Here is a 24,989-nt window from a genome sequence, read left to right on the forward strand (position 1 = left end):
AAGGCCCGCCCCCGGCGAGTGCCGCGATGACCGTGGCCGTGCGGTCCAGGTCGTCGGCCGGGCCGAGGGCGCCGACGAGCACCCGGGCCACCAGCCATCCGGCCGCTGCCCCGAGCACGCCCGGCAGGAGCAGCTCGAGGGCCGCCTTGCCGGCCAGCGCGCCCGGTCCGGCGCCGCGGGCGGCCAGGAGGCGCACCTCCGCGCTGCGCCGGTCGGCCCAGAACCCTCCGGCCGCGGCCGCGAGCAGGAGGGCCAGCACCCCGGCGGCGGCAGCGACGGCCAGCACCGGACCGCGCAGGCCCGCCTCGATCAGCTCGGCCCGCTCCACCGCCTGGTCCAGCCGGCCGTTCCAGCCCAAGGGGATCAGCGTCGACGCTTCGTCGTCGGCGAGTTCGCCGGCCGCTTCCCGCTGCTCGGCCACCAGACCCCGCGCCTCCTCGACGGAGAACTCACTGGGCCGGGTGGGCACCGTCTCGATGACCCGCAGCTGGCCCGCGGCGCTGCTGATCGCGGTCAGCGTCACCTGGTCGGTGGCCAGCAACAGAGCCGGCGGGGGGACGTTCGCCGAGGCCGCGTTGAGGTAGAGCTCGCCGTAGGCGCACCAGTACGGGCCCGCGTCGGTGTCGAAGAGATCGGTGTAGACGCCGGCGACCGGGACGGTCACCCCGGCGACGATGATCCCGTCCCCGACGATCGCCCCGGCGGCCTCCGCGTAGGAGGCGGGCAGCCACACTCCGGCTCCGCCGGCGGAGTCGACGACCTCGACGTGGTCGGTGATCCCCGGACGCCAGATCAGGTTCGCCGGCTGCGACAGCGGCGCCCCGGCGGTGTCGCGGACGGGCATCGCCGCCTGCGGGTTGCCCGCCGGGCCGACCGACCTCGTCACGAGCAGCGCCCGCTCGGGGTCGCGCCCGCGGTCGGTCCAGAGCTCCCGGGTCCTGTCCGCCGCCTCGACCAGCTGCTCCGGTGGCGTCCCGGGCTCGAACTCCAGGGTGGCGAAGGTCGCCGGCTGCGCGGCCTCCGCGCACTGCGGGGCCAGCTGCGCCTGCAGCGCGGCGGAGCGGGCCGAGGAGAGCAGCAGCGGGGCCGAGGCCAGCGCGCAGGCCAGCACCGCCGTCGTCACCAGGACGGCCAGGACGGTGACCGGCGAACTCAGGGCCAGCAACGGAGCGCGACGCCACGGGGCCAACCGCCACGGCCTCACACCGGCACCTCCCCGCCGAGCCGTCCGTCGCGCATCGACAGGACGCGGTCGGCCCGGTGCCAGGCCTGCTCGTCGTGGGTGGCCAGCAGCACCGCCGAGCCGCGGCCGGCCTGTGCCGCGATCGCGTCCAGCAGCGCGTCGGCGTGCCCGCGGTCCTGATGGGCGGTGGGCTCGTCGGCGAGGAGGACGGCGGGTTCCAGCACCAGCGCGCGGGCGACGGCGGCGCGCTGCTGCTCACCGAGGGAGGTCTGGTGCGGATAGCGCTCGGCGATGCGAACGAGCCCGAGCTCCTCCAGCAGCTGCCGCCCGCGGGGCTCCGCGCCGGCGAGGTCCCCGGCCAGTCGGGCGGGCAGCAGCACGTTGTCGGCCAGCGACAGGTCGGCGACCAGCCCCAGTGCCTGCGGCACGAGCGCGAGCTCGGGCCAGTCGAGGTCAGCGGGCGGCCGCCCGGAGAGCGGGCCGGTGTAGGTCAGCGTGCCGGAGTCGGCGGTGTCCCAGCCGCACAGCACCGCCAGGAGCGTGCTCTTGCCCGAGCCCGACGGCCCTGCGAGCGCCACCACCTCCCCACCGGCGACGGCGAGGTCCGCACCGGCCAGTGCGGGGACGATCTCCGACCCCCGGGTGAACGTGCGGACCAGCCCCCAGGAGACGAAACCGGGCCGGCCGTCCGTCGTCCCGGTCACGGCACGACCCGGCCGTGGTCCAGGTGCACCGTCCCGTCGGCGACGGCCATGACGCGCGGGTCGTGGGAGGAGACGACGAAGGCGACCCCCGAGGCGGCCAGGTCCGACATCGCCGCGAGCACCCGCTCGGCCGCGGCGGTGTCGAGCTCGGCGGTGGGTTCGTCGGCGACCACCAGCGTCGGCGAGCCGACCACGCTGCAGGCCACGGCGAGGCGCTGCTGCTCCCCGCCGGAGAGCTCGGCGGGGCGGTGCGCGCCGCGGTGCCCGAGACCCAGCCGGCCCAGCAGGTCCTGGACCTCGTCGCCGTCGACCGTCGCGCCGCGCATGGCCGCGGCCAGCCGGACCTGCTCTATGGCTCCCAGGTAGGGCAGCAGGTTGTCCCCGGGCCGCTGGAAGAGGTAGGAGACCTGGCGCCTGCGCAGCCGCCGCCGGCCGCGGGCGCGCAGCTCGTCGACGCGCTGCCCGCCGACGTGCACCGATCCGGAATCGGGCCGGTCGATGCAGCCGAGCAGCCGCAGCAACGAGGACTTGCCCGCTCCCGAGGGCCCGACGACGACGGTCACCCGGGCCCGGGGGATGCCGAGGGTGACCCGGTCCAGGGCGGTCACCGGCTCCGTGGCCGTGCGGTAGGTCTTCACCACGTCGGTGCACCGCGCGGCCATGCCGTCGGGCGTGTCCTCCGCGTGCGGGGACGGCGGGGCGCTCCTGGGCTCCAACCGACCACTCTCCTACCCCGGACCGGCGGCGCGCACAGCCGGACCCCCGCCGTTGCTGAGCGGAGACCCTAGTTCCGACCAGCCGTTTCGCGGTGCAGCGGCGGAGCTCCCGGTGCCCAGGTGTGTCGTTCCGCCGTCTCTGGGTAGGGCCCTGGGGGACGAAAGGAGCTCACATGAGCGGCGAGGACAAGACCAACAACAAGATGGAAGAGCTCGGCGGCAAGGCCAAGGAAGCGCTGGGCAACGCGACCGACGACAAGGACCTCCAGGCCGCGGGCCAGAAGGACCAGTCCAAGAGCAACCTGAAGCAGGCCGGCGAGAAGGTGAAGGACGCCTTCAAGTAACCGCCTGCACGTCAGGGACCGCAGGGGCCGCACTCACCCGGGTGCGGCCCCTGCGCCATGTTCCGGGACTTTCGGCGCCGAAAGTCCGTCGGTCGTCCTGGACTTTCGGCGCCGAAAGTCCTCATCCCGTCGGTTCCAGCGGCCTCAGCGCCGTGCGGATCCGCCGTACGACGGCGTCCATGTCCCTGAGATCCGCTGCGCTCAGGCGGATCACGCGCCAGCCCGCTGCCACGAGCCGTTCGTACCGACGATCGTCGCGCCGGATCTGCAGCTCCTCGAAGTGGTGCGCCCCCTCGTACTCGACGATCAGCCGGTGCTCGGGCCAGGCCAGGTCCACCCGGCCCAGGAAGGTGCCGTCCTCGAGGACGACGAACTGCGGCACGGGGTCCGGCAGCCCGGCTCGCGCACAGGCCACGCGCACCCAGGATTCCGGTGGGCTCTCACTGCGCCCGTCGACGAGCGGCAGGACCTTCTCCACCCGCGCGCGGCGCCACCGGCCGTGGGCTGTGGCCAGGTCGCGGCGACATGCGTCGAGGTCCAGCCGGCCGGCTCGGACCATGCCGTCGAGCATCGCCACTGCGGCAGGGAGCGGTTCGAGGGTCGCCACTTCCCATGCAGTGCGCAGTGGAGCCGTCAACCGCAACCCGTCTTCGGTCGTCATCACCTCGCAGGACCGGAGCGCCGTGCGGTGCGCGCGGACTCCTCGCGGCCCCCGCCACGTCGAGTCGGGCGGGACGAGCACGACCACGGGATCAGCGGCCGACGCGAAGTTCGCACCGAACCACGGGGCGGCGGATCTCCCGCCCAGAACCCCGTCGGCGGGCATGAGGAGTGCTGCCGCCCGCGCCAGCAACGCGTGGTCGACCGAGAGTCCCGGATCGGCGTAGACGTTCCGCATCAGGCGCCGGTAGAGGCCGGACTTGAGCTGCTTCGTGGTCACGGCGCCCTCGGACACCGCGTGCGAACCGAGGAAGACGCCGTGCAGTCGCTGCACAGGAGACATGCGGCCACCCTCGGGGACGTCGTCCTGTCGTGCGGGCGTCGTCCACAGGCCGAGGCCTTTCGGCGCCGAAAGTCCCTCGGTCGTCCCGGACTTTCGGCGCCGAAAGTCCGTCAGGTGGACGTGAGGAGGGCGCGGACGGCGGGGAGGAGGGGGCGGTCGGCGGCTATCCAGTCGAGGTCCTCGAGCTCGTCGAGCCCGACCCAGCGCAGCGCCGCGTGCTCGTGCGCGACGGGGGTCCCCGACGCGACGCGCGCCGACCACACCCGCATCGTCGACGCACCCGGTTCGCCGCCCCCGACCCGACCGTCGAGCACGACCTCGCCCAGGAACTCCTGCGGCACGATCGGCACGCCGAGCTCCTCGGTGCACTCGCGCACCAGCGCGGCCAGGTCGGACTCGCCGGGCTCGACCTTCCCGCCGGGGAACTCCCAGCACCCGTCGTAGGGCCCACCGGAGCGCTGTGCCACCAGCACCCGGTCCCCCTCGACCAGCGCGGCTCCCACCACCCGGACGACGGCGCGACCACGAGCCGCCGCCGCGGCGGCGAACGCGTCCAGGTGCGCCTGCATCGCCGGGACGATCCTCCGGCGCATGGCCCGGTCGGCCAGCACGCCCAGGACCCCCGGCAGACCGCTTCCCCCGACGATCTCCTCGTCGATCCGCGTGCCGTCCGCGGTGGCGGTGAACCGGCGGGTGTGGGTCAGCGTGCGCCGTCCGCCCGGGCCCCCGTGCGTGTGGACGTCGGAGTGCGGGCGCACCGACTCGACTTCCCGCAGCGGTGTCGGCCAGGGCCGGCCCAGGACGCGGGCGACGTCGAACGCCACGGTCAGCGGCGCCTCCACCAACGTGGTGAAACGCAGCCGCAACACCCGGCCACTGTTCCACGCCACGGCAGGATGGCAGTCGTGCGCATCAATGCCCGGGTCGACTACGCCGTCCGAGCCGTCGTCGAACTCGCCGCCGCGGCGCCGGACTCGATGACGGCCGACGCCATCGCCACCGCCCAGGGCATCCCCAGCCGGTTCCTGCAGGCGATCCTCACCGACCTGCAGCGGGCCCGGCTCGTGACCAGTCAGCGCGGCCGGGACGGCGGCTACCGGTTGGCCCTGCCGGCGTCGGAGATCTCCATCGCCCGGGTCATGCGCATCGAGCAGGGGTTCCTCGCCGAGGTGCACGGCCAGCGCCCCGAGGACGTGCGCTACCCCGGCGCGGCCGCCGACCTGGCGCAGGTCTGGGTCGCCGCGCGGGAGGCGTACCGGCGGGTGCTGGAGGGGGTCACCGTCGCCGACGTCGTCAGTGGCCGGCTGCCCGCGCACGCGGCCGAACTGGTGGCCATCGACGAGGCCTGGCGCTCGTTCGGCAACGCCTCCGGCGACTGACCGCGGGAGCCGGTGCGCGACACTGGCGGCCATGTCCGCAGCACCGCGTCCCGGCGTCACCGTCTTCCTCACCGGCCTGTCCGGCGCCGGCAAGTCCACGATCGCCGATGCGCTGGTCGACCAGCTGGAGTCCGAGGGGCGCCCGGTGACGGTGCTGGACGGCGACGTCGTCCGCACGCACCTGTCCAGCGAGCTGAGCTTCGCCAAGGAGCACCGCGACCTCAACATCCGCCGGATCGGCTGGGTCGCCGGCGAGGTGGTCAAGCACGGCGGCACCGTCGTCGTCGCCGCGATCGCGCCCTATGAGGAGGCCCGCGAGCAGGCACGGAAGCTGGTCGAGGCCCACGGGCGGTTCGTGCTGGTGCACCTGTCCACCCCGCTCGCGGTCTGCGAGCAGCGGGACGTCAAGGGCCTCTACGCCAAGGCGCGCGCGGGCGAGATCCCGGAGTTCACCGGTGTCAGCGACCCCTACGAGCCCCCGGTCGCCCCCGAGCTGGTCATCGACACCTCGGTCACGCCGCTGGCCGAGTCGGTCGCCCGCATCCGCGCCGCGATGGCCTGACGACGGCGGTGTGAGCCGCTCCACGCCACGACGTCGGGCGATTGTGGCACCATCGACGCCGTGACTGGTCGCGGCGTACTCCTCGTCGCGCGCCTGCACATCGATCTCGCGCGCGTCTCCAGCGCCACCTGTCACGCCTCGCGCTGACCCAGGTCCCCCCGCGCAGCACCCCTGCGCATCGAACCGGCAGCGCCCTCCCGACCGCGGCAGGCTGCCGTGCCGGGTGCAAGGCGCAGGAAGAAGTACCGAGACGTGACGACCCCCACCCGCACGAGCAACCGCCCCAAGCGCGGCGAGGGCCAGTGGGCTCTGGGCTACCGGGAGCCGCTCAACCCCAACGAGCGGATGAAGAAGGACTCCGACGGCCTCGAGGTGCAGCAGCGCATCCTCGACATCTACTCGAAGACCGGCTTCGACGGCATCGACCCCGGTGACCTGCGCGGCCGGATGCGCTGGATGGGCCTCTACACCCAGCGCGCCCAGGGCATCCCCGGCGGCAAGACCGCCGTGCTGGAGCCCGAGGAGCTCGAGGACTCCTACTTCATGATGCGCGTCCGTATCGACGGTGGGCAGCTGACCAGCGACGGGCTGCGGGTCATCGGCGGGATCAGCACCGAGTTCGGGCGGGACGTCGCCGACGTCACCGACCGGCAGAACGTGCAGTACCACTGGATCCGCATCGAGGACGTGCCCGAGATCTGGCGCCGCCTCGAATCCGTCGGCCTGAGCTCGATGGAGGCCTGCGGCGACGTCCCGCGCGTCATGCTCGGGTGCCCCCTCGCCGGGATCCTCGAGGACGAGGTCCTCGACGCCACCGACGTCATCGCCGAGACCGTCGCCACGTACGTCGGCAACCCCGTCTTCAGCAACCTGCCGCGCAAGTGGAAGACCTCGATGTCCGGCTGCGTGGACCACTGCACCGAGCCCGAGATCGACGACGTCTCGTTCGTCGGCGTCGTCAACGAGGACGGCGAGGCCGGCTACGACCTGTGGGTCGGCGGCGGCCTGTCGACCAACCCGCGGTTCGCCGAGCGGCTCGGCGTCTTCGTCCGCCCCGACCAGGTCACCGAGGTCTGGGCCGCCACGACGGCGGTCTTCCGCGACTATGGCTACCGCCGGCAGCGCAACCGCGCCCGCATCAAGTTCCTCATGGCCGACTGGGGCCCGGAGAAGTTCCGCCAGGTGCTGCAGGACGAGTACCTGCACGCACCGCTGCCCGACGGCCCGGCCCCCGCCCCGGCCAAGCACGACCAGCGCGACCACGTCGGCGTCAGCCGGCAGAAGGACGGCAACAACGCCGTCGGGTTCGCGCTGCGCACCGGCCGGATCAGCGGCTCCCTGCTCAGCACGATCGCCGACCTCGCCGACGAGTACGGCCAGGGCCGCATCCGGACGACGACGCAGCAGAAGCTGGTCATCCTCGACGTCCCGGACGACCGGGTCGAGGCCCTGGTCGAGGCGCTGGCCGCCCACGACCTGCAGGTGCGGCCCAGCGCCTTCCGCCGCGGCACCATGGCCTGCACCGGCCTGGAGTTCTGCAAGCTCGCGATCGTCGAGACCAAGCAGCACGCGCAGGACCTGTACGCGGAGCTGGAGAAGCGACTGCCCGAGTTCGACACCCCGATCGGCATCAACGTCAACGGCTGCCCGAACAGCTGCGCTCGCTTCCAGACCGCCGACATCGGGTTCAAGGGCTCGATGGTCAAGGACGACAACGGCGAGATGGTCGAGGGCTTCCAGGTGCACCTGGGCGGCCACCTCGGCGTCGAGGCGACCTTCGGCCGCAAGTTCCGCGGGCACAAGGTGACCAAGGCCGAGACCGCCGACTACTGCGAGCGGGTGCTGCGCGGCTTCCTGGAGCACCGGACCCCGGGCGAGTCCTTCGCCCACTACGTCTCCCGGGCCGAGGAGGCCTGGTTGCTGTGACGGTGCTCCTGTGAGCGAGGAGGCGGGCGCGGGAAGGACCCGGCAGCTGCCGGTGTTCCACTGCCCGTACTGCGGGGACGAGGACCTGACCCCGTACGAGGGTGAGTCGAATTCGGGCTGGCGCTGCAGCGCCTGCCTGCGGGCGTTCTCGGTCCGCCTGATCGCAACGGGGGTGCAGCAGTGACGATCGCCATCGGCGCCTCGCCGGAACTGGCCGCCGAGGCCGACGCCCGCTTCAGCGGCATCGCCGACCCCGTCGAGCAGGCCCTCGCCGTGCTGAGCTGGGCCGGCGACACCTTCGGCGAGCGGTTCGCGATCACGTCGTCCATGGCCGACGGGCTGCTCTCGCACCTGGCGAGCCGCGCGATCCCCGGCGTCAACGTGATCTTCCTCGACACCGGCTACCACTTCGCGGAGACGATCGGCACCCGCGACTGGATCAGCGGCGTCCTGCCGATCACGCTGCTCAACGTCACCCCGCCCCAGACCGTAGGGGAGCAGGACCTCTCGTTCGGCGCGGAGCTGCACGACCGCGATCCCGACCTCTGCTGCGAGCTGCGCAAGGTGAAGCCGCTGGCCGAGGCGCTCGCCGGGTTCGCCGCGTGGGGGTCCGGGGTGCGCCGCGACGAGTCCCCGACCCGTGCGGACACGAAGCTGGTCGACTGGGACGCCAAGCGCGGCATGGTGAAGGTCAACCCGATGGCCGCCTGGACCCAGGACGTCGTCGACGCCTACGTCGCCGAGCACCAGATCCCGGTGAACCCGCTGTTCGAGCTCGGCTACGGCTCGATCGGCTGCGCGCCCTGCACCCGGCCGGTCGCACCCGGTGAGGATCCCCGCGCCGGCCGCTGGGCGGGCTCCACCAAGACCGAGTGCGGCCTGCACACCTGAAAGAGGACCGTCGGGAGGATCGGCACATGCCGCGACCTCCCCGCCTCTCCCCCGACGCCGTCGCCGATGCGCTGACCGGTCTGCCCCGGTGGTCCGGCGACGCCGACGGGCTGCGGCGCACCGTCGAACTGCCGAGCTTCCGGGACGCCGTCGCCGCGATCGTGGCGATCGCCGACGTCGCCGAGGAGATGGACCACCACCCCGACGTCGACCTGCGCTGGCGCACCCTGCACCTGACGCTGGTCAGCCACTCCGCCGGCGGGGTGAGCGAGCTCGACCTCGAGCTCGCCCGCCGCATCGACCCCCTGCTCCCCGACGGCGTCTAGTGCACGAACCGCCCCCCGGCCCCGGCGGACTTCCGGCGCCGGAAGTCCGGACCCGGTGGACTACACGCCGGTGACGGGCAGGACGAGCAGGCGGAACAGCCGGTCGGCCTCGGCGTCGGGGTCCTCGGTGAGCCCGGTGTGCACCGGCCCCGGCTGGATGACCGTGCTGCGGGGTGCGGTCAGCCAGCGGAACCGCGATCCGAGCGCCTCCCGCCCGGCCGCGCCCGCACCCGGGTCGGCGGCGCACACGTCGGCCGCGGCCTGCAGGGCGCGCTCGATCGCGGCGGCGTCGGCCGTGGGGTCCAGGGCGCGCAGTCGTTCGGGGTCCAGCTGCACCCGCGACCCCAGGTAGTCCCGCTGCCGGCAGTAGACGAGGACGCCGGCGTTGAGGAACTCCCCGCGCTCGACGCGCGGCACCACCCGCAGCACCGCGTACTCGAAGGTGTCTCGGCTCATCGTTGGGTGACCCCTTCCGGCGGCGGAGGCCCCAGCCAGGAGGGGCGGTTCTCGCCCCGCGGCGCCCGCCGGCGGCCCGCTCCACCGGCCTCCGCGGCGGCCACCAGCCCGGGCAGCCAGGCGTCCCGGGCGTCCAGCCGCGCGAGCAGCTGGTCGGCGTACCGGCCGCGCAGGTCCCCGGGCGGCTCGCTTTCCAGCCACTCGTCGGGCACCAGCGCCAGCACGCCCATCAGCAGCTCGCGGGTGACCAGCGGGGCCAGCGCGGTGTCGGCGGCCGGTACGTCGGGCGCGCACTCGATCAGCGCGTGCGTCGACGCGTCGTAGGGCCGCGTCACGGCGGCTCCTGCGCCCGGCCAGTGGTGGTGGAACGTCAGCGCGGCGCCGTGGTCGATCAGCTGCAGCTCGCCGTGCCAGAAGAGCATGTTCGGGTTCCGCCACGAGCGGTCGACGTTGCCGACCAGCGCGTCGAACCACAGCACCCGGCCGGCCGGCCCGCCGTCCACCCCGTCGGCACCGGCCTCGAAGTCCAGCGCCCCGGGCAGGTAGTCCAGGCCGAGATTGAGCCCGGCGGAGCGCTGCAACAGGTCCTGCACCTCGACGTCCGGCTCCCCCACGGCGAGCTCCGGGGCGACGTCGACGGTCACCAGCGTCGGCACCGGCAGGCCCAGTGCCCGCGCCAGCTCCCCGCAGACCACCTCGGCGACCAGGACGTTCACGCCCTGCCCCGCCGCCCGCCACTTGACGACGTAGGTGCCCAGGTCGTCGGCCTCCATCAGCCCCGGCAGCGAGCCACCCTCGCGCAGCGGGGTGACGTAGCGGGTGGCGGTGACGGAGGCGAGCACAGTGCCGGGGACCCTACCGGCGCGCGGGTCGGCGAGACTGCATGACGTGGGCCTCCTCCGCACGCTGACACCTGCCGACCTCGTCGATGCCCCGTTCACCTACGACGAGGTCGGCGGCACCGGCGCGGCGGAGCTGCCCGCCGGCTACCACCACGCCACGCACACCGCCGTCGTCGGCTCGGGACGGGCGGACTTCGAGCGCGCCGCGACCGCCGTCCTCGACTGGGGTCAGCAGCGGGGCGCCGGCCTGCGGGTGCGCGCGGACGGTCCGGCCGGACGCCCCGGCACCGTTGTCGTCCTCACCGCGGGCCTCCCCCGGCTCGGCTACGACATCCCCTGCCGCGTGGTGTGGGCGGCCACCGACGGCGACGAGCGCGGTTTCGCCTACGGCACGCTGCCCGGCCACCCGGAGAGCGGTGAGGAGCGCTTCGTCGTGCGGCTGACCCCGGCCGGCGAGGTGGTGTACGAGATCCGGGTGTTCTTCCGGCTGGCCTCCCCCGCCGCCCGGCTCGCCGGGCCGCTGAGCATGGTGCTGCAGCGGCTGGCCACGGCGCGCTACGTCAGCGCGATCCGCACGGCCGCGCGCGCCTAGATCAACCGGCTCAGCCAGTCGACGGCGCCCCTCAGGCCGACGCCGATGAGCGCCGCTCCGAACAGCAGCCCGAGGGCGACCGCTCCCCATGGCGCGTCGTCCACTAGACGTCCCGCCGCTCGAAGAGGACGACGCCGAGGACCCAGGCACCCACCGCCCAGGCCGCGACGACGCCAGTGCCCACCTGCCAGGTCGTGGGCACCGCGAAGAAGGCGTCCTGGCCCACCCGCAGCATGGGCAGCGCCTGCGAGAGCCGCTCGGCCCACGACGGTCCGGACAGCGCGAGCACCGGTGGCAGCGCGAACACCAGCGCCGCCCCCACCCCGACCGCCCCGGCGGTGGAGCGCAGCACCGCGCCCAGCGCCACCCCGAGCACGCCCACCAGCGCCGTGGCGGCGACCTGGAGGCCGAGCGTGCGCAGCACCTCGTGGTCGGTCGGCGGGACACCGCCGGGCACCGCGGTGAGCGTGCGGGCGGCGAGGAAGCAGGGCGCGGCCAGCACCGCGCCGAGAAGGACGCAGTAGGTGACGACGACGGCCGTCTTGGCCAGCAGCAGGCGGGTGCGCCGTGGGACGGCGGTGAGCGTGGCCACCGCACTGCCCGACGCGAACTCGGCGCTGACGGCCAGCACCCCCACCACGAGCAGGACGAGCTGCCCGAAGGCGAACCCGACCAGCGCCGTCTGCACCGCGACCTCGGGGCGCTCCTCCGTGTCGGTCCCGGCGGCGGCCAGCGCCCCGACCGCTCCCACCACGAGCACGAAGACCGCCGTCGCCCACCAGGTCGAGCGGACCGACCAGAGCTTGGTCCACTCGCTGCGCAGCACCGCCGAGAACGGGACGCCGCTCACGGCACCGCCGCCCGGTACTCGACCTCGTCGCCGGTCAGCGCCAGGTAGGCCGCCTCCAGCGACGCCGTGACGCGGCTGAGCTCGTGCACGCGGACGCCGGACAGGAACGCGACGTCACCCACCTGCTCGGCGTCGAGGCCCTCCACCCGCAGGGACCCGTCGATCTGCAGCTCGATGGTGGCGCCGGCCCGCTGCAGAGCGGCCGCCAGCACCGGCGCCTGCGGGCTGCGCACCCGGACGGCCGAGTGCGCGCCCAGCAGGTCCGCCATCGGGAGGTCGGCCAGCAGCCGCCCCCGCCCGAGGACGACGAGGTGGTCGGCGGTGTCCTCCATCTCGCTCATGAGGTGGCTGGAGACGAGCACGGTGCGCCCCTCGTCGGCGAGGTCGCGGAGCAGCTCCCGCACCCACCGGATGCCCTCGGGGTCCAGGCCGTTCACCGGCTCGTCGAGCAGCAGGACGTCGGGGTCCCCGAGCAGCGCGGCCGCGATGCCCAATCGCTGACCCATGCCGAGCGAGAAGCCCCGTACCCGGTCATGCGCCACGCTGCCCAGGCCGACGAGCTCGATGACGTCGTCCACCCGGTGCGCGGGCAGCCGGTTGCTCTGCGCCAGGGCCAGCAGATGGGCGTGCGCCGTCCGTCCCGGGTGCCGTGCCCGGGGATCGATGAGGGCTCCCACCCGGCGCATGGGGTGGGCCAGCTCGCGGTAGGGGCGGCCGAGCACCCGCGTCGTCCCCGAGGTGGGGCGGGTGAGCCCGAGCACGCAGCGCAGCGTGGTGGTCTTGCCCGAGCCGTTCGGCCCGAGGAAGCCCGTGACCCGGCCCGGGTGGACGGTCGCGGTCAGGTCGTCGACGGCGACCCGGGAGCGGTACTCCTTGGTCAGGCCGTCGAGCTCGATCACCGGGCCAGCATGGCCAGCGCGGCGCCCCGGTGGAAGAGGGACGCGCTACCCCTCCCGGCGGACGGTCTCCCGTTCGCGCTCGATGAGCTCCTTGCTGCGGACGAGACGGATCAGGGTGACGACGAACAACCCGCCCGCCATGTTGAGCAGCACCGTGTACCAGAACCAGGCCAGCCAGTCCGCGTAGCCGAACGGGGCGCCCGCGTGCAGGGCACCGAAGATCAGCAGCGAGTCCAGGACCGAGTGGAACAACACCAGACCGGCGAGCAGGAAGCCGCCGATGACGGAGGCGGCGAGCTTCCCGGTCTCTGAGTCCGCGCCGTGCTGCATGCGGGTCATCAGCGTGATCACGCTGCCCGCCAGGAAGGCCAGGCAGACCGACCGCAGGTCCAGGGGCGCCTCGACGAAACGGGCCGCGGACTCGACGGCGGCGCCGGTCAGGTCGGGGAACCCCTGCACGACCACCCACATGACCAGCCAGCCGCCGACCAGGTTCGCCACCAGCGTCCCGGCCCACAGCTTGGCCAGCTGAGCGCTGCTCGCCCGGCCGGCGAACACCGCCGTCACCGGGACCAGGAACCCCTCGGTGAACAGCTCGCTGCGCCCGAGCATCAGCGCGATGAAGCCGACGCTGAAGGCCAGCCCCGCCAGCAGTTCGCTGCCCGTCGCCTCGAGGACGGCGAGCAGGGCCAGCACGCCGACGGCGATGTCCAGCCCGCCGGCGAGCCCCGTCGCCAGCACCTCGCGCCACCGGCGGTGCAGGCGCTGGGCGCCCTCGCTGACGATCTTCTCGAACGCCTGGGCCACCTCGTCCTCGGCCGGCGCGTCGGTATCGCCCAGGTCGGCACGCTTCTCGTCCTGCTCGTCCACGGTTCTCCTCCAGGTCGGACACCGGGACCGGGATCCGGGCGGCGCGTGCTCGCGCGGCCCTACCCGGAGCGGGCTCGGCCCCACACCTCGGGTCGCCCCCGGCCACGCGGACCAGCAAGATCGGCGACCGTGGACCGCGACCTGCTCGAGTACGCCGTGGAGCTGGTCGAGGAGGCCGGGGGGCTGGCGGCCCGGCGGTTCGCCGAGGCCATGCCGCGGACCGGCGCCGCCGGCGCGACGACACCGGTCGAGGTGGAGGTGGAGCGGCTGCTGCGCACCCGGATCTCCGCCCGCTACCCCGACGATGCCGTGCTCGGGAAGGAGTCCGAACCCTGTGCGGGGACCGACCGCCGGCGCTGGGTGCTCGACCCGATCAACGGCACCAGCCTGTTCGCCCAGCGGGTGCCGACGTTCAACGTGCTGCTGGCCGTGGAGGACGCCGAGGGGCCGGCGGTCGCCGTCGCCGGCTACCCCATGAGCGACGAGGTGCTCTACGCCGGCCGGGGGCTGGGCTGCTGGCACTCGCTGGCCGGCCGACCGCTGCGGCAGGTGCACGTCAACGACCACGAGCGGCTGCGCGGCGCCGTGGTGGAGATGCTCAACCCGCTGGCCTGGTCGGAGGAGCTGCTGCTCACGCTGCACCGCGAGCTGTACCTGCAGCCGTGGACCAAGGGCGACGTGGACCTCGCCACCGGGCTGGCCGACGCGCTCGTCATCGCCGGCCAGCCGATGGGCTACGAGGACCTCGCCGTCCTGCCCCTGCTCGTCGGCGAGGCGGGCGGGCGGGTCACCGACCTGTCCGGGCGCCCCGTCCTGCTCGGCGACGGCACCGTGCTGGCCACCAACGGGCGGCTGCACGACGCCCTGCTGGAACTCGTCGCCGGGCTCCCCCACGGCCGCGACTTCGCCGCGCTGCGCCGGGACCCGACCGCCTGACGACCGCGGATCACTTCAGGAACGGCGTCCGCTTCAGCAGCTTCAGACCGGCGGTCATCACCGAGGCGTACTTCTCCAGGGGCAGGCCGGGCATCGGCCCGATCGGCAGCCCGCGCTGCACCGCGACGGTCTGCGACTCGGTGTACTTGAGGATCCCCTCGGCCCCGTGCCGCCGGCCGACGCCGGAGTCCTTCATGCCGCCCATGGGGGCGTCGTGGGAGGCCCAGGCCGCGGCGTAGGCCTCGTTGACGTTCACCGTTCCCGACCGGATCCGGGTGGCGAGCTCGGCGCCCCGCCGCGGACTCGACCAGATGCTGGCGTTGAGGCCGTACTCCGTGTCGTTGGCCCGCTCGACCGCCTCGTCGGCGTCGCGGACCCGCGTCACGGCGACCACCGGGCCGAACGTCTCGTCGCGGCAGAGGTCCATCTCCTCGGTGACGCCCTCGAGCACCGTCGGCTCGTAGAACAGCGGCCCGAGGTCGGGGCGGGGCTTCCCGCCGGCCAGGACCCGCGCCCCCTTGGCGACGGCGTCGTCGACGTGCGCGCGCACCGCGTCGAACTGGTCCTGGCTGACGAGGGATCCCATCTCGGCGTCCCACGTGGTCCCCGCAGCCAGCCTCATCGCCTGCACGCGCTCGGCGAAGGCGGGCACGAACCGGTCGTAGACCGCGTCCTCGACGTACATCCGCTCGATGCTGATGCACAGCTGGCCGGAGTTGGAGAAGCAGGCGCGGATGGCGCCCTCGACCGCCTTGTCCAGATCGGCGTCTGCCAGGACGACCATCGGGTTCTTGCCGCCCAGCTCGGCCGAGAAGCCGATCAGCCGGCGGGCGCACTGCTCGGCGACGATCCGTCCGGTCGCGGTGGAGCCGGTGAACATCAGGTACTCGACGCCCTCGATCAGCGGCGCCCCGAGCACCTTCCCGGCACCGGTCACCACCTGGAAGAGGTCTCGCGGCAGGCCGGCCTCGAACAGGAGCTCGACGGCGATCAGGGCGGTGAACGGCGTCTGGGCGTCGGGCTTGAGGACGACGCCGTTGCCGGCCAGCAGCGCCGGGATCGCGTCGGACACCGCCAGGGTCAGCGGGTAGTTCCACGGGCTGATGACCCCGACCAGGCCCTTGGGGTGGTGGTGCTCGACGGTGCGGGTCAGCACCGGCAGCGCACCCTGGCGGCGCGTCGGGCGCAGATGCTTCGCCGCGGTGTTCGCGTAGTACCGCGCGGTCATGGCGACGTCGGCCAGCTCCTCGAAGGCGCTGACCCGGTTCTTGCCGGTCTCGGCCTGGGTGACGTCGAGGATCTGCTCCTGCCGCTCGAGCACCAGGTCGTGGTAGCGGAGCATCACCGCGCAGCGCTCGGCCAGCGGGCGGGCCGCCCACTCGGCCTGGGCCGCCCGCGCCCTGCGCTGCGCCTCGGCGACGTCCTCGGCGGTGCAGGTCGGCACCTCCCCGATCACCGCCCCGTCGACAGGCGCGTGCGACGCCTGGCGGGGGCGTCCGGGGGCCGCGGTGACCAGCGCCGCGAGGCGGCCGGCGAGGGCGGGGTCCAGGGGGCCGGGGGTGGTGGTGCCCGTCGGGGCGAGCTCGGCGGTCGACATGCCGGGGCCCTACCCGGGTCGCCGGGCGTCCACGCAGGTCAGGCGCTGGGGCCGAAGCGCTCCACCCGGATGGACGACGCCGGGCGTCCCGACGCCAGCAGCAGCTGGGTCGCCGCCTCCGCGAACGGCGCCGACCCGCAGACGTACACCGTCTGGTCGGGCTCCCACAGCGGGAGGAGCTCCTCGGCGTGCAGCCGTCCGGCCGGCCGGATGCCGTATGCCTCGCGGGTGAGCGCGATCAGCGCGCCCGCGGCGACCAGCTCGTCGGCGTACGGCAGGCCGGCGAGGGTGCGGGCGGAGACCGCGATCCGCAGCAGGTCCTCCCGTCCGGTGGCGCGGGCGTGCCGCAGCATCGACACGAACGGGACGACACCGGACCCGCCGGCGACCAGCAGGGCCGGCGACTCGCCGTCCCAGACGAACCAGCCGCCGATCGGCCCCCGCAGCTCCAGCTCGTCGCCGGGCTCCACGACATCGGCCAGGTGGATCGACACCTCGCCGTCGTCGAGCCGCTCGACGAACAGCTCCACGAGCGGGTCGGCCGGCGCGGAGGCCACGGAGTAGGAGCGCTGGGCGGTGTAGCCGTCCTCGGCGGTCAGCCGGACGACGTAGTGCTGCCCGGGCAGGTGGTCGACCCGGTCGTGGACGTCGAGGCGCAACTGCACCGAGCGCTGCACCGGGCGCCGCACGCCCGCCACCGTCGCGGTCCGCCATCCCCCGGCCGGCGCCGCGCGGCCGGCACCGGACAGCGGGCTAATCACCCTGGTAGCGCTGCTGGCGCCAGGGGTCGCCGAGGTCGTGGTAGCCGTTCTGCTCCCAGAACCCGGGCTGGTCGCGCTTCAGCAGCGTGAGCCGGGTGATCCACTTGGCGCTCTTCCAGAAGTACAGGTGCGGCACGAGCAGCCGGACCGGACCGCCGTGCTCGATCGGCAACGGCTTCCCGTCGTACTCCCAGACGATCCAGGCCTGCCCGCCGGTGACGTGCTCGAGCGGGAGGTTGGTCGTGTAGCCGGTCTTCGACGTCGCCATGACGAACCGCGCCTCGGCCGTCGGCCGGGCGGCTTCGAGCAGCGTGTCGACGCTGACGCCGGCGAACCAGGTGCCGAACTTCGACCAGGTCGTCACGCAGTGGATGTCGCCGCGGTACTCCGACCGGGGCAGCGCGTGCGCCTCGTCCCAGTCCCAGGTGGTCGGGCTCTCCACGGCGCCGTCGACGGTGATCGACCACGTCTCCGGGGTGATCCGCGGGGTCGGCTCGGCGGTGAGCACCGGCCAGTCGGAACCCGCGTCGTACTGGCCGGGGGGCAACCGGGGGTCGCGGTCGCGACGTCGGCCGAGAAAGCCCCGGGTGGGTCCAGGCATGGCTTTCCTCTTTTCTCGGCTGCGGGCCACCCGTCAGTCAACGACCCGGTCGGCCGGTAAGGCAAGCCTTACGAGAGAGGGGTCACCGCGCGTTGACATGGTCACCGGACCTGGAACGTCCTAGTTTTGTCGCCGTGGTCACGGTGACGGACGGCGTTCAGCGCAGAACTCCCAAGGCGGCGAAGACGAGTTCGGTCTTCAAGAAGGTCGTCATGGCGGTCAGCGGCATCATCCTGGTGCTGTATCTGATCGCGCACATGATCGGAAACCTCAAGGCGTTCTCGGGCGCCGAGGAGTTCAACCACTACTCGGAGTGGCTGCGGACGATCGGCAACCCGGCCCTGCCGGGCGCCACCACGCTCTGGCTGATCCGGATCATCCTGCTCGTCGCCGTGCTGGCGCACATCTGGGCGGCCGTCTCGCTGTGGCGCCAGGCCCGGCGGGCCCGCCCCGAGCGGTACGTCACCAAGAAGAGCGCCGCGCAGAGCTACGCCTCGCGGACCATGCGCTGGGGTGGCGTGATCATCGCCGCCTTCGTCATCTGGCACCTGCTCGACCTCACCTTCGGCACCGTCAACAGCCAGGGCGACGCGGAGCCGTACGACCGCCTGGTCGCGAGCTTCTCCAACCCGGTGTCCACCGCCTTCTACGCGATCGCGGTGATCCTGGTCGGCATGCACCTCCGGCACGGCATCTGGAGCGCCACCCAGACCCTCGGGCAGAGCAACCGCCGTCGCGAGGTGACGGTGAACTACGCGGCCACCGGCATCGCCACGCTGCTCACCCTGGGCTTCCTGCTCGTGCCCTTCTCCGTCCTCTTCGGTCTGATCGACTAAGACTCTTCCGCCTAGGAGACCCAGGCATGCCTCTCGACCTCTTCACCGAAGGCGACCCGATCGCCGACACCAAGGCGCCCTCCGACGTCCCGATCGGGGAGCGCTGGAGCGAGCGCAAGTTCCGCGGCCGCCTGGTCAACCCGGCCAACCGCCGGAAGATGACGGTCATCGTCGTCGGCACCGGCCTCGCCGGCGGCTCCGCCGCCGCGACGCTCGGCGAGGCCGGCTACCAGGTGAAGTCCTTCTGGTACCAGGACAGCCCGCGCCGGGCGCACAGCGTCGCCGCGCAGGGCGGCATCAACGCCGCCAAGAACTACCGCAACGACGGCGACAGCGTGCACCGGCTGTTCTACGACACGGTCAAGGGCGGCGACTTCCGCTCGCGCGAGAACAACGTGCACCGCCTCGCCGAGGTCAGCGTCAACATCATCGACCAGTGCGTGGCCCAGGGCGTGCCCTTCGCCCGCGAGTACGGCGGCCTGCTCGACAACCGCTCGTTCGGTGGCACCCAGGTGTCGCGCACCTTCTACGCCCGTGGTCAGACGGGCCAGCAGCTGCTCTACGGCGCCTACCAGGCCCTCGAGCGGCAGATCGCGGCCGGCACCGTCGAGCAGAACGCCCGCACCGAGATGCTCGACCTGATCGTCGTCGACGGCCGGGCCCGCGGCATCGTCGCCCGCGACCTCGTCACCGGTGAGATCAGCACCCACTTCGCCGACGCCGTCGTCATCGCCAGCGGTGGCTACAGCAACGTCTTCTACCTCTCCACGAACGCCAAGGGCTCCAACACCACGGCGATCTGGCGGGCGCACAAGCGGGGCGCGTACTTCGCCAACCCCTGCTACACGCAGATCCACCCGACCTGCATCCCGGTCAAGGGCGACTACCAGTCGAAGCTGACCCTGATGTCGGAGTCGCTGCGCAACGACGGCCGGGTGTGGGTGCCCAAGGAGCGCGGCGACGACCGCGACCCCCGCGACATCCCCGAGTCCGAGCGCGACTACTACCTCGAGCGGCTCTACCCCTCGTTCGGCAACCTGGTCCCCCGCGACATCGCGTCCCGCCAGGCCAAGAACGTGTGCGACGAGGGCCGCGGCGTCGGCCCCGGCGGGCTGGGCGTCTACCTGGACTTCGCCGAGGCCATCGAGCGGCTCGGCCGGCCGGCGGTCGAGGCGAAGTACGGCAACCTCTTCGACATGTACGCCCAGATCACGGGCGAGGACCCCTACGCGGTCCCGATGCGCATCTACCCCGCGGTGCACTACACGATGGGTGGCCTGTGGGTCGACTACGACCTGCAGTCGACGATCCCGGGGATGTTCGTGATCGGTGAGGCCAACTTCTCCGACCACGGCGCGAACCGCCTGGGCGCCAGCGCCCTCATGCAGGGCCTGGCCGACGGGTACTTCGTGCTCCCCTCGACGATCAGCGACTACCTGGCCGACGGGCCGTTCCCGGCCGTCGACGAGTCGCACCCCGCTGCCGTCGAGGCGATGCAGGGTGTCCAGTCGCAGGTGCAGAAGCTGCTCAGCATCAACGGCACCCGCACCCCGGCGTCCTTCCACCGCGAGGTCGGCCAGCTGATGTGGGACCTGTGCGGGATGGAGCGCACGGACGAGGGCCTGCGCAAGGCAGTCGAGCGGATCCAGGAGATCCGCCAGGAGTTCTGGACCAACGTCAAGGTCACCGGCGACTGGCACTCGTTCAACCAGACGCTGGAGCACGCCGGCCGGGTCGCCGACTTCATCGAGCTCGCCGAGCTCATGTGCATCGACGCCCTGCACCGCCGCGAGAGCTGCGGCGGGCACTTCCGGGCGGAGAGCCAGACCCCCGAGGGCGAGGCGCTGCGCGACGACGAGAACTTCGCCTACGTCGCTGCCTGGGAGTGGACGCCGGAGGGCCAGCCCCCGGTGCTCCACCGCGAAGACCTCGACTACGAGTACGTCCACCTCGCCCAGCGGAGCTACAAGTGACAGCGACCCACGAAGGCACCATGCGCTCCAGCGTCGGCGACCCCGGCGCCGGCAAGCGCGGCATGAACCTCACGCTGCGCGTCTGGCGCCAGCAGGGGCCGACGGTCAAGGGCAAGATGGTGACCTACAAGGTCACCGACATCTCCCCCGACATGTCGTTCCTCGAGATGCTCGACGTGCTCAACGAGCAGCTGATCATGCAGGGCGACGACCCGGTCGCCTTCGACCACGACTGCCGCGAGGGCATCTGCGGCATGTGCGGCCTCATGATCAACGGTGAGGCACACGGCCCCCAGCAGACCACCACGTGCCAGCTGCACATGCGCTCGTTCAAGGACGGCGACTCGATCGACATCGAGCCGTGGCGCGCCTCGCCGTTCCCGGTGATCAAGGACCTCGCCGTCGACCGGCGCGCGTTCGACCGGATCATCCAGGCCGGTGGGTACATCTCCGTCCCGACCGGGACCGCACCCGAGGCGCACGCGACGCCGGTGCCGAAGAAGGACTCCGACGCCGCCTTCGACGCCGCGACCTGCATCGGCTGCGGCGCCTGCGTGGCCGCCTGCCCGAACGCGTCCTCGATGCTGTTCACGGCCGCCAAGGTCACCCACCTCGGCCTGCTCCCCCAGGGCCAGCCCGAGCGCAACGACCGCGTGGTCAACATGGTCCACCAGCAGGACCTCGAGGGCTTCGGTGGTTGCACGAACATCGGCGAGTGCTCCCACGCGTGCCCGAAGGGCATCTCGATGGAGACCATCTCGCGGCTGAACCACGACCTGCTCGGCGCCCTGCGCGCAGGGGCCCGCCCCAAGAGCTGAGCACGTCGTCGTCCTCCGGACGACACCGCGACGGGCGGGGATCCCCACACCGGGATCCCCGCCCTCCGCCGTCTCCGGGACTTTCGGCGCCGAAAGTCCCGGTGCCGTCGTCGGGCTCAGCGCACGGAGGTGCGGCTTCGATCCTCGAGCCAGGTCCACAGCGCCTCGGCGGGCAGCGGCCGGCTGAGGTGGTAGCCCTGGACGACGTCGCAGCCGAGGCCGGCGAGCGCGTCCACGGTGTCCTGGTCCTCGGCGCCCTCCGCCACCAGCACCAGCCCGAGGGCGTGGGCCAGCTGCAGCGTGGAGGTGACGATCGACTCGGCGCGGGGACTCCCGGTCATGGCGCCGACGAAGATGCGGTCCAGCTTCAGCTCGGTGACCGGTAGCGCCGCCAGGTAGGCCAGGCTGGAGTAACCGGTGCCGTAGTCGTCGATGGCGACCCCGACACCGTCGTCGCGCAGCCGGCGGAGCACCCGCACGGCCCGCTCGCGGTCCTCCATGAGCAGGCTCTCGGTCACCTCGAGGACGAGGCAGGCAGCCGGCAGGTCGTACCTGGCGAGCAGCGCGCGCACCTGGTCCGGGAACTCCTCGTCGACCAGGTTGGACGGGCTGACGTTGACCGCCATGGTCAGCCGGCGGCCGCGGTCGGCCCAGGCGCGGCACTGGGCCAGCGCCACGTCGACGACCCGGTCGGTCAGCTGGGCCATGAGGCCCGCGGACTCGGCGAGGTCGATGAACGCGTCGGGGTAGAGCAGGCCACGGGTGGGGTGCTGCCAGCGGACGAGCGCCTCCACGCCGTCGACGCGGCCGGTCGGGAGTGCCAGCTTGGGCTGGTAGTGCAGCACCAGCTCGCCGCCCTCGATGGCGCGGCGCAGCTGGGCGACGTCCTCCAGCCGGTGCCGGCCGTGCCCGTCGCGGTCCTCGTCGTAGGTCGCGACCCCGCTGCGGGTGGACTTGGCCGAGTACATGGCCAGATCCGCCAGCTGCAGGAGCTCCGCGGCGCTGGCCGAGTCCTCCGGCCCGACGGCGACGCCGACGCTGGCGTCGACGCTGAGACCCATGCCGCTGAAGGCGAACGGCCGCTGCAGCTGGGCCCGGAGCCGGTCGGCGAGCAGCTGGGCGCCGTCGGCGTCCAGGTCGTCGGCGAGGACGACGAACTCGTCGCCACCGAGGCGGGCCAGCACGTCACCGGTGCGGAGCTGGCCGCGCAGGCGGGGACCGACCTGCGCCAGCAGGGCGTCTCCGACGGCGTGCCCGAGCGAGTCGTTGATCTCCTTGAAGCGGTCCAGGTCGATCACGAGGACGGCGGTGCGCTCGCCCTCGGACAGCCGCAGGTCGGCCGCCCCGAGCGCCTCGAACACCGAGCGCCGGTTGGGCAGGCCGGTGAGCTCGTCGGTGCGCGCCTGCCGGCGGCTGTCGGCGAGCGCCCGGACGTCGCGGAAGGTCAGACCCGTGCGGGCCAGCGCGGCGAGGACGGCGACGAGCGCGAACCCGCCGGCCACCGGGTCGCCCGGTCCGAGGTACCCGCGGAAGAGCAGGGCGAGGGCGACGAGCGAGCAGACCCCGGGGATCAGCAGTGCGCTGCCCCCGTCGGGGCGCGGCGTCGTGCGCGGGGCGGTGCGCTGGGTGGCGGCCATGCCGCAGCAGACGAAGGCGAGCCCCCAGGCGATGTCCAGCGGTCCGCCGACGACGTAGGTGCCGTGCGCCGACTGGTAGGCGTAGACGGTGTCGGTGACGACGAAGATGCCGAGGCCGGCGGTGACCCACCACCAGCCCGGCCCCGCTCCCCGGCCGATGAGCACCAGGCCACCGGCGATGAGGCTCAGCAGCAGCAGGTCGCCGATCGGGTAGAGCATCGCGGTCGTGACGACGAGGACGCTGCCGTCGGTGGCCTGCAGTTGCGCCCCGATGCCGGCCGCGGCGGCCACCGCGGCGGCGGTGCAGCCGGTCACGAGGACGTCGAGCCACATGCTGGCCGTCGGCCGCCCGACGCGGGCCCGGAGGAGCAGCAGGAACGCTGCGAAGGCCAGGGGGAAGAAGCCCAGGTACGCGATGTCGGACCACGCCGGCCGGGGCACGACGTCGAGCCCGCGGTAGTGGAACTCGTAGAGGCTGGCCCCGCCCAGGTAGCAGAAGACCGCGGCGGCGAAGCACCACCAGGAGGTGCGGTCGGCGGGCGACCCGGCGCCGCGGACGACGAGGATCAGCACCAGGCCGGCGAGGAACACGAGCTTGCCCTGCGCCGCCAGCAGGTCGCCGACGGCGTCGACGCCCAGCCCGGCGGCCGCGAGCGCCGCCACCCACATCCCGACGAATCCGGCGGCGAGCAGGCGGACGGCACGCAGGGACCGCTCGTCGTCGCGCGCCTCGTCGGACAGGTCCACGAGGACGTCGGGGTGCCGTTCGCCCATGCCCTCCCATCGGCCGGTGGCAGGGTGATCTAGAGCACTTCTCCGCAACCGGGCCGCGGCTCTCCCTCGACCGGGGGACGTCGTCTCCCCGGAGCCCTCCCGTCGACGAGAATCGATCCCCGTGCTGACCTGGGACGACGTCGCTCGCGCCTGCCTGGCGCTGCCGGCGACCACCGAGGCGGTGTCCGCATCCGGACGCCGCCGCTGGCTGGTGCGCGGGAGGACGTTCGTGCGGGAGCGGCCGCTGCACCGCACGGACCTCGACGAGCTGGGCGGGGCCGCGCCGGACGGCCCCGTGCTGGTGGCCTACGTCCCCGACGAGGGCGCCAAGGCCGCGCTCCTGGCCACCGAGCCGGACGTCTGGTTCACCACGTCGCACTTCGACGGCCGGCCGGCGCTCATGTGCCGGCTGGACGCCCTCGACCACCGGGCGCTGACCGAGCTGGTGGCCGAGGCGTGGGCCAGCCGGGCACCCCGCCGGCTGGTGGCCGAGCACCCCCTGCCGTCCTGACGCTGGCGGTCAGCTGCGCGGCGGGACGATCCTCTCGATGACGTCGGCCGGCATCAGCCCCGCCTTGCCGAAGCGCCGGGCGGCCTCCAGGAACTGGGGGGCGCAGCCGGCGAGATGGGCGAGCATGTCGCGGGCGGCGTCCTCCCGGCCGGCCAGCGCGGCGACGACCGCCCGCCACATGAGCTGGTCGGGTTCGGTCTGCGGGTCCATGGGCCGCAGCAGCTCGAGCTCGCGATCGGCGGTGAACGGGTCGCCGTCGATGGCGAGCTGGAACGCGCGGACCACGTCCTGGTACCGGGCGCGGGTCACCAGCAGGGCGGCCAGGGCGTCGATCGGCTCGTCCGAGTCGTCGACCCGCAGGTCCACCACCATGTCGTGCCACGGGCGACCGGTGGTCGTCGCGCGGATGACCATGATCGCCGCGGACCGGCGCCCCCGGAAGTCGCCACCGGCCTCCTCCCCCGCCTGCAGGGCGGTCAGCAGCCGCTGCGCCAGCGGACCGCCCGATCCCTCGAACCGCTCCACCATCGACTCCCACACCTGCTCCGAGGCGGCCATGTTGGCCAGCGCCACGCAGGTGTCGCCGACGAGGTGCCCGGCCGCGTCGACGCACTGCCCGCCGGTGTAGGCCGCGAGGTCCCCGTTGACGCCGAGGATGGCCAGCTGCCGGCGCTCCGGCTGGGGATCGACGCTGCTGAGGGCGGTGAGCACCTCCTGCGCGGTGAAGCCGCCCTGCAGGAGGTCCAGGCCGACGGCGCCGTACATGGGCTCGGCCATCGACTGGGTGGCGATGACGCCGTGACCGGGCAGCGCGAACGGAACGCTGTTGCCGACGGCGAAGGCCTGGGACTGGGTGGCGACGCCCATCTCCCCGGTCTCGGGGTCCCGGGCGACGATCGAGAAGGTCACCGCCCCGGGCTGCCCGCATCGGCGGGGAGAGCAAACACCGGGGGTCCGGCGGCCGCACCGGAGGCACTGGCGCCCGTGGCTCCGCGGCGGTAG

Annotated in this window: 29 protein-coding genes; 14 read left to right on the forward strand and 15 right to left on the reverse strand. The window is 73.3% G+C overall.

The features are described 5' to 3' along the window. The 3 genes from BN344_RS20150 to BN344_RS05225 form a co-directional block, all read right to left on the reverse strand. Nucleotides 1-1,165: hypothetical protein (locus tag BN344_RS20150; RefSeq protein ID WP_166518188.1), on the reverse strand; the 1,165-nt coding region annotated here is incomplete at its 3' end. A 35-nt stretch (nt 1,166-1,200) separates the two neighbouring features. Beyond that, nucleotides 1,201-1,887 carry an ATP-binding cassette domain-containing protein gene (locus tag BN344_RS05220; protein ID WP_051515564.1) on the reverse strand — a complete coding sequence of 229 codons (687 nt, stop codon included), beginning with the start codon at nt 1,885-1,887 and terminating at the stop codon, nt 1,201-1,203. After that, on the reverse strand, nt 1,884-2,603 hold the full coding sequence (locus BN344_RS05225; protein WP_231486504.1) for an ABC transporter ATP-binding protein: 720 nt from the start codon (nt 2,601-2,603) through the stop codon (nt 1,884-1,886). Before BN344_RS05225 ends, BN344_RS05220 begins: the two co-directional genes overlap by 4 nt. A gap of 173 nt (nt 2,604-2,776) precedes the next feature. Here BN344_RS05225 and BN344_RS19435 point away from each other — a divergent pair, with 173 nt between their 5' ends. Further along, a complete protein-coding gene (locus BN344_RS19435; RefSeq protein WP_081788370.1) occupies nt 2,777-2,947 on the forward strand; it encodes a CsbD family protein in 171 nt (56 codons plus the stop codon). Between the two features lie 121 nt (nt 2,948-3,068). Here the strand turns inward: BN344_RS19435 and BN344_RS05230 are convergent, their stop codons facing one another. Both BN344_RS05230 and BN344_RS05235 read right to left on the reverse strand, forming a co-directional pair. Further along, nucleotides 3,069-3,950 (reverse strand): endonuclease domain-containing protein, encoded by an 882-nt coding sequence (locus BN344_RS05230; RefSeq protein WP_040337243.1) that lies wholly within the window; start codon nt 3,948-3,950, stop codon nt 3,069-3,071. Between the two features lie 110 nt (nt 3,951-4,060). After that, nucleotides 4,061-4,840 carry a (deoxy)nucleoside triphosphate pyrophosphohydrolase gene (locus BN344_RS05235; RefSeq protein ID WP_231486506.1) on the reverse strand — a complete coding sequence of 260 codons (780 nt, stop codon included), beginning with the start codon at nt 4,838-4,840 and terminating at the stop codon, nt 4,061-4,063. Nucleotides 4,841-4,846: 6 nt separating this feature from the next. Here BN344_RS05235 and BN344_RS05240 point away from each other — a divergent pair, with 6 nt between their 5' ends. The 7 genes from BN344_RS05240 to BN344_RS05265 all read left to right on the forward strand — a co-directional run bounded on the left by BN344_RS05240 (nt 4,847) and on the right by BN344_RS05265 (nt 9,034). Beyond that, complete coding sequence (locus tag BN344_RS05240; RefSeq protein ID WP_414625666.1) at nt 4,847-5,329, forward strand: RrF2 family transcriptional regulator; 483 nt, start codon at nt 4,847-4,849, stop codon at nt 5,327-5,329. 31 nt (nt 5,330-5,360) lie between these two features. Next, on the forward strand, nt 5,361-5,891 hold the full coding sequence (gene cysC / locus BN344_RS05245) for an adenylyl-sulfate kinase (RefSeq protein WP_081788371.1): 531 nt from the start codon (nt 5,361-5,363) through the stop codon (nt 5,889-5,891). 60 nt (nt 5,892-5,951) lie between these two features. Then, nucleotides 5,952-6,038 (forward strand): putative leader peptide, encoded by an 87-nt coding sequence (locus BN344_RS21160; RefSeq protein ID WP_414625670.1) that lies wholly within the window; start codon nt 5,952-5,954, stop codon nt 6,036-6,038. A gap of 105 nt (nt 6,039-6,143) precedes the next feature. Then, complete coding sequence (locus BN344_RS05250; protein WP_040337246.1) at nt 6,144-7,817, forward strand: nitrite/sulfite reductase; 1,674 nt, start codon at nt 6,144-6,146, stop codon at nt 7,815-7,817. A 10-nt stretch (nt 7,818-7,827) separates the two neighbouring features. After that, a complete protein-coding gene (locus BN344_RS05255) occupies nt 7,828-8,001 on the forward strand; it encodes a hypothetical protein (RefSeq protein WP_197022287.1) in 174 nt (57 codons plus the stop codon). Then, nucleotides 7,998-8,708, forward strand: a complete 711-nt coding sequence (locus BN344_RS05260; RefSeq protein ID WP_040337247.1) for a phosphoadenylyl-sulfate reductase — start codon at nt 7,998-8,000, stop codon at nt 8,706-8,708. Before BN344_RS05255 ends, BN344_RS05260 begins: the two co-directional genes overlap by 4 nt. A gap of 26 nt (nt 8,709-8,734) precedes the next feature. Next, the gene (locus tag BN344_RS05265) at nt 8,735-9,034 is read left to right on the forward strand and encodes a 4a-hydroxytetrahydrobiopterin dehydratase (RefSeq protein WP_040337248.1); all 300 of its coding nucleotides are present in this window, start codon (nt 8,735-8,737) and stop codon (nt 9,032-9,034) included. Between the two features lie 60 nt (nt 9,035-9,094). On the opposite strand, the gene BN344_RS05270 is transcribed toward BN344_RS05265, so the two are convergent. Next, nucleotides 9,095-9,490, reverse strand: coding sequence for a DUF3037 domain-containing protein (locus BN344_RS05270; protein WP_040337249.1), 396 nt, complete (start codon nt 9,488-9,490; stop codon nt 9,095-9,097). Then, on the reverse strand, nt 9,487-10,332 hold the full coding sequence (locus tag BN344_RS05275; protein ID WP_040337250.1) for a HipA family kinase: 846 nt from the start codon (nt 10,330-10,332) through the stop codon (nt 9,487-9,489). Before BN344_RS05275 ends, BN344_RS05270 begins: the two co-directional genes overlap by 4 nt. A 46-nt stretch (nt 10,333-10,378) precedes the next feature. On the opposite strand from BN344_RS05275, the gene BN344_RS05280 reads away from it, so the two are divergent. Next, a complete protein-coding gene (locus tag BN344_RS05280; RefSeq protein ID WP_081788372.1) occupies nt 10,379-10,924 on the forward strand; it encodes a DUF1990 family protein in 546 nt (181 codons plus the stop codon). Between the two features lie 103 nt (nt 10,925-11,027). Here BN344_RS05280 and BN344_RS05285 read toward each other — a convergent pair whose 3' ends face one another. Genes BN344_RS05285 through BN344_RS05295 form a run of 3 tightly spaced genes read right to left on the reverse strand, consistent with a single transcriptional unit; the run spans nt 11,028 to nt 13,543 of the window. Then, nucleotides 11,028-11,774 carry an ABC transporter permease gene (locus BN344_RS05285; RefSeq protein WP_051515566.1) on the reverse strand — a complete coding sequence of 249 codons (747 nt, stop codon included), beginning with the start codon at nt 11,772-11,774 and terminating at the stop codon, nt 11,028-11,030. Next, the gene (locus tag BN344_RS05290; RefSeq protein WP_040337251.1) at nt 11,771-12,673 is read right to left on the reverse strand and encodes an ABC transporter ATP-binding protein; all 903 of its coding nucleotides are present in this window, start codon (nt 12,671-12,673) and stop codon (nt 11,771-11,773) included. Before BN344_RS05290 ends, BN344_RS05285 begins: the two co-directional genes overlap by 4 nt. A 45-nt stretch (nt 12,674-12,718) precedes the next feature. Then, nucleotides 12,719-13,543 (reverse strand): formate/nitrite transporter family protein, encoded by an 825-nt coding sequence (locus tag BN344_RS05295; protein WP_040337252.1) that lies wholly within the window; start codon nt 13,541-13,543, stop codon nt 12,719-12,721. Nucleotides 13,544-13,672: 129 nt separating this feature from the next. Between BN344_RS05295 and BN344_RS05300 the strand changes: the two genes are divergently transcribed. Then, on the forward strand, nt 13,673-14,479 hold the full coding sequence (locus BN344_RS05300) for an inositol monophosphatase family protein (protein WP_040337253.1): 807 nt from the start codon (nt 13,673-13,675) through the stop codon (nt 14,477-14,479). Nucleotides 14,480-14,489: 10 nt separating this feature from the next. Here the strand turns inward: BN344_RS05300 and BN344_RS05305 are convergent, their stop codons facing one another. The 3 genes from BN344_RS05305 to BN344_RS05315 form a co-directional block, all read right to left on the reverse strand. After that, on the reverse strand, nt 14,490-16,076 hold the full coding sequence (locus BN344_RS05305; protein ID WP_040337254.1) for a succinic semialdehyde dehydrogenase: 1,587 nt from the start codon (nt 16,074-16,076) through the stop codon (nt 14,490-14,492). A gap of 38 nt (nt 16,077-16,114) precedes the next feature. Next, nucleotides 16,115-16,765, reverse strand: coding sequence for an FAD-binding oxidoreductase (locus BN344_RS05310; RefSeq protein ID WP_231486508.1), 651 nt, complete (start codon nt 16,763-16,765; stop codon nt 16,115-16,117). 64 nt (nt 16,766-16,829) lie between these two features. Continuing rightward, entirely contained in the window at nt 16,830-17,438 is a 609-nt protein-coding gene (locus BN344_RS05315) for a sulfite oxidase-like oxidoreductase (RefSeq protein WP_040337256.1), read from the reverse strand. Between the two features lie 134 nt (nt 17,439-17,572). Here BN344_RS05315 and BN344_RS05320 point away from each other — a divergent pair, with 134 nt between their 5' ends. From BN344_RS05320 to BN344_RS05330, 3 genes are read left to right on the forward strand one after another with little or no spacing between them, the layout of a single operon-like run. Then, on the forward strand, nt 17,573-18,274 hold the full coding sequence (locus BN344_RS05320; protein ID WP_081788373.1) for a succinate dehydrogenase cytochrome b subunit: 702 nt from the start codon (nt 17,573-17,575) through the stop codon (nt 18,272-18,274). Between the two features lie 26 nt (nt 18,275-18,300). Continuing rightward, nucleotides 18,301-20,247, forward strand: coding sequence for a fumarate reductase/succinate dehydrogenase flavoprotein subunit (locus BN344_RS05325; RefSeq protein ID WP_040337257.1), 1,947 nt, complete (start codon nt 18,301-18,303; stop codon nt 20,245-20,247). Continuing rightward, on the forward strand, nt 20,244-21,065 hold the full coding sequence (locus tag BN344_RS05330; RefSeq protein ID WP_231486509.1) for a succinate dehydrogenase/fumarate reductase iron-sulfur subunit: 822 nt from the start codon (nt 20,244-20,246) through the stop codon (nt 21,063-21,065). Before BN344_RS05325 ends, BN344_RS05330 begins: the two co-directional genes overlap by 4 nt. 116 nt (nt 21,066-21,181) lie before the next feature. Here the strand turns inward: BN344_RS05330 and BN344_RS05335 are convergent, their stop codons facing one another. Continuing rightward, entirely contained in the window at nt 21,182-23,476 is a 2,295-nt protein-coding gene (locus BN344_RS05335) for a putative bifunctional diguanylate cyclase/phosphodiesterase (protein ID WP_051515567.1), read from the reverse strand. Between the two features lie 121 nt (nt 23,477-23,597). Here BN344_RS05335 and BN344_RS05340 point away from each other — a divergent pair, with 121 nt between their 5' ends. Further along, nucleotides 23,598-23,987, forward strand: a complete 390-nt coding sequence (locus BN344_RS05340; protein WP_040337258.1) for an MmcQ/YjbR family DNA-binding protein — start codon at nt 23,598-23,600, stop codon at nt 23,985-23,987. Nucleotides 23,988-23,996: 9 nt separating this feature from the next. Here BN344_RS05340 and BN344_RS05345 read toward each other — a convergent pair whose 3' ends face one another. Next, the gene (locus BN344_RS05345) at nt 23,997-24,896 is read right to left on the reverse strand and encodes a DUF1028 domain-containing protein (protein ID WP_040337259.1); all 900 of its coding nucleotides are present in this window, start codon (nt 24,894-24,896) and stop codon (nt 23,997-23,999) included. Nucleotides 24,897-24,989: the final 93 nt, after the last annotated feature.

The sequence above is a fragment of the Candidatus Blastococcus massiliensis AP3 genome (assembly GCF_000582785.1).
GTDB lineage: Bacteria > Actinomycetota > Actinomycetes > Mycobacteriales > Geodermatophilaceae > Blastococcus > Blastococcus massiliensis.